Origin of the sequence: Fodinibius sp. (genome assembly GCF_041642155.1) — a bacterium.
Taxonomy (GTDB): domain Bacteria; phylum Bacteroidota; class Rhodothermia; order Balneolales; family Balneolaceae; genus Fodinibius.
Genome location: NZ_JBEPWZ010000329.1, coordinates 1 through 3,139, shown reverse-complemented (window position 1 = coordinate 3,139; position 3,139 = coordinate 1). Strand labels below are relative to the sequence as shown.

Below are 3,139 nucleotides of genomic sequence, written 5' to 3'. Positions count from 1 at the left end.
ATCAGCATACATAAATCACCTGCCTTCGACCGGTTTAGTATCGATTCTTCGTCGAAATAGCGGAACATGAACATGTAGCCCGGGAGCAGGATACGGGATAAATTCCCTCTTACTGTACTGATCATGCCCGGAATCGGGGACCGGGTCCATGGCAAGAACCATTCCCGCCGTTAATAATCTTCCATGGCTTCCAGCCAGTACTCTTCTATCTCTTCCTGCGGGGGTGGGCTTTCGGGACGCACTAACCGGAACCCTACGAAAGGTGCATTCGTAAGCCACCAGAGACTTTTGGGCAGCTGTGGATCGTGCTGCTTCCATTTGGCCTGGGATCCCCGTCGTTCGGCGCAGCGTAATTTTTCCGGATCATCCTGCCAGCTCCCTCCCCGCAGCGACCGCGGATACAGCTCATCCGGTTTAAGCCAGGGATTATCAGCCGTTTCACCCTCAAATTGTTCATAGTAATTGGGATCATACTGGTCCATGGTCCATTCTGCAACGTTTCCGTGGATATCATACAATCCGAGCGCGTTGGGCTCTTTATTGCCTGTTTTCTGGTACCCGCCATCGCTATTCTCTTCATACCAGGCATATTCATCCAGCTTTCCGGGGTCGTCGCCGAACGTGTAGGTGGAATTATTCCCGGCCCGGCACGCATACTCCCATTCGGCCTCGGTGGGCAACCGATAGAAATGACCCGTTTCCGCGGTGAGCCACTTGGCATACATCACGGCCGCATACTGGGTCATATTAATAGCGGGATATCCATCACGGCCCATACCGAAGCTCATATCGATATAGGGTGGAGTCGGAAGAGAAACGGCATCGGCTTCGATATCGATCTCTCCCCCGCCGGCAGCCGTCACGTTCTCGATTTTCTCTTCCACGAACAAGTCGTATTGATCCCAGGTTATTTCATATTTCCCCATCCAGAAGTTGTCCACTTTTACCTTGTGCTGGGGACCTTCGTCCTCTTCGCGGCCGGATTCATCTTCGGGACTCCCCATTAAAAAGGTGCCACCCTCAACCGGGACCATCTCAATTTGTTGATCCGATTCGGGAATTTGTTCTTCATAAGGGGCAAAGTCCTGGCCTTCTGCCTGGATGGCGGTCCCTATCGTAAAACTAATGAACAGTAACAGACAACGGTATTTCATAAGGAAATAAAATATAGTTAAATGAAAATCTTGCGACAACAGGCTCAGAGCTTAGTAAAGAAAAAAGCAAGATGCAATTTCAAAATAAAGAAATCTGGCGGGCAAGCGGCCACATAATCAGATCTTGTTATATAGTCGCATTTATGCCCTTTATACCACTTATTGGGAAATCTATTCGCTTAATTACGGCTATATAACGTATGGTGTTGCAACTTATTGGCCTGAAAAATACCCCGGCTGGTGGCAACATGTAACTGATCCTGATCCTCCCTTCCCTCTTCCCCTTCCTTTCCTTGTTCAAAGCTCTTTGTCAGAAAATTAAATGTCGGTCACAACAAGCCCAGCTCAAACGAAAGCACCGTGCCCGATACAGCTCCAGTTGCAAAGAAAATAGCAACTCCCTTCGACCACGCTTTCGCCACGTCCTGGTAGACCTGTTGTCCCGTTTTTGTCCACTTGTACTCCGCAATCGCCATCAAAAAAGGCATCGCCATTGGTATACGGACCTTTGAGTTTCTGCTAACCGGGAAACTGCTGAAGAGATCGACGGGGAGCCGGCTATCGATGCCTCCTTCAATACCTGGAACTGTCTGTTCTGTCCGTTAATTATAATTTCTGCAATGGATGGCTGCTTGCAGCCGGATCAGAAGTCAATTGAACGACTCCTTCTCACTGGTTGAGAAATTTACGAGCCTCCTCCACTAATTTTTTAAAGATGCGGCGCTGTGGTGGAATTTGAGGCATATATTCAGGATGCCATTGAACCCCCAAAACAAAATCACGGCTCTTGTGTTCAATAGCCTGTACGACACCGTTTTCCTCCCGGGCCACAATCTCCAGATCACTGCCAAGGGTGTCGACTGCTTGATTGTGCAGTGCATTAACCCACACAGACTGGTGCTCCAAAATGCGATGAAGGGTGCTTTCCACCGCAAGCCGCACCTTCTTTTTTGGCCATACCGTTTTAACCTGCGGTTGCTCAGTATAATAATTGCTGATATCACCATGCAGGGTTCCGCCAAGGTGAATATTGATCAGCTGCGCACCCCGACAAATCCCCAATATAGGTATCCCTTTGTCAAGAGCCTGCTTCAGAATGGTAAATTCAAGCTCATCCCTTTCCTTGTCAATACCGGCCGCACTTGTTGAAAACATCTTGCGAATAAGATAAATAAACGGAAAAAAGAAAATAGTGGCCAAATAAATCAAAAACTGCCGCAGTCCCGAGACGTCCTGATCTTCCGATAGCAAATCTTTTACTTCGTCACTTCTATAATAGGTGGGATTGATATCGGCCCCGCCGCCTATAACCAGTCCGTGAATATCATCATCGGGAATACCCTCTTTGGGACGAATCCGAATAGCACGCCCGCCTTGAATAAAAATCGCGAACCACGTAAACCACCAGGCAGCCTGTCCCCCTTTATCCGGACCCGTTACGCCAATGTTCGGATGCTTACTCATCGAGATCTAATAGAATTGCCACGGTAGTTGCCCATTCTTTGCGAAACGATATTACCGTTTCTTCTTTTCGCGTTACATATAAACGGCTCAATTTATGCAGCATTTCATTATCACCGGCCAACTTTTCGATTTCCAGCCAGAGATTCCACTCATCTTCGAAGCGCCAGACCGGATCATCGATACGGCTGTTTGGCAGCCGGTAATGAAAAGTGGGCCGGGGGACATTTTTCTTGTCTTCCATCACCGGATATATTAATTCTTTATTTACCCACGCAAAAATCGGCATCATGTCCAACGGCCGGTTTCGGGTGGGATTAAACTCCATATAATCACTGATAAGCTGTTCCTGATCCGGAGCGTAGGATGGTTCCAAAATATTGATCACATACTTTTGAGGAAAAGGATCAACAAAGGGAGTAATACGACGCGAAAAATCTATTTTCAACTCTTCCAGCAGCCAGGGATAAAGGATCAAAAATGATCGCAGATAATTGAGCAACGTTTCAGTTTTCAAATCAGGC

At 47.7% G+C, this 3,139-nt stretch carries 3 protein-coding genes and 1 pseudogene; all 4 read right to left on the bottom strand.

Features of this window, described 5'->3' with window-relative positions:
- Positions 1 to 170: 170 nt before the first annotated feature.
- Positions 171 to 1,154, bottom strand: coding sequence for a formylglycine-generating enzyme family protein (locus ACESLU_RS13500; RefSeq protein ID WP_372639153.1), 984 nt, complete (start codon positions 1,152 to 1,154; stop codon positions 171 to 173).
- A gap of 332 nt (positions 1,155 to 1,486) precedes the next feature.
- Positions 1,487 to 1,654: pseudogene (locus ACESLU_RS13495) on the bottom strand (cytochrome ubiquinol oxidase subunit I); the annotation flags it as partial.
- Positions 1,655 to 1,823: 169 nt separating this feature from the next.
- Entirely contained in the window at positions 1,824 to 2,618 is a 795-nt protein-coding gene (locus ACESLU_RS13490; RefSeq protein ID WP_372639152.1) for a gamma-glutamyl-gamma-aminobutyrate hydrolase family protein, read from the bottom strand.
- The coding region (locus tag ACESLU_RS13485; RefSeq protein WP_372639151.1) for an amidoligase family protein at positions 2,611 to 3,139 on the bottom strand (529 nt) is incomplete at its 5' end. The genes ACESLU_RS13490 and ACESLU_RS13485, both read right to left, overlap by 8 nt.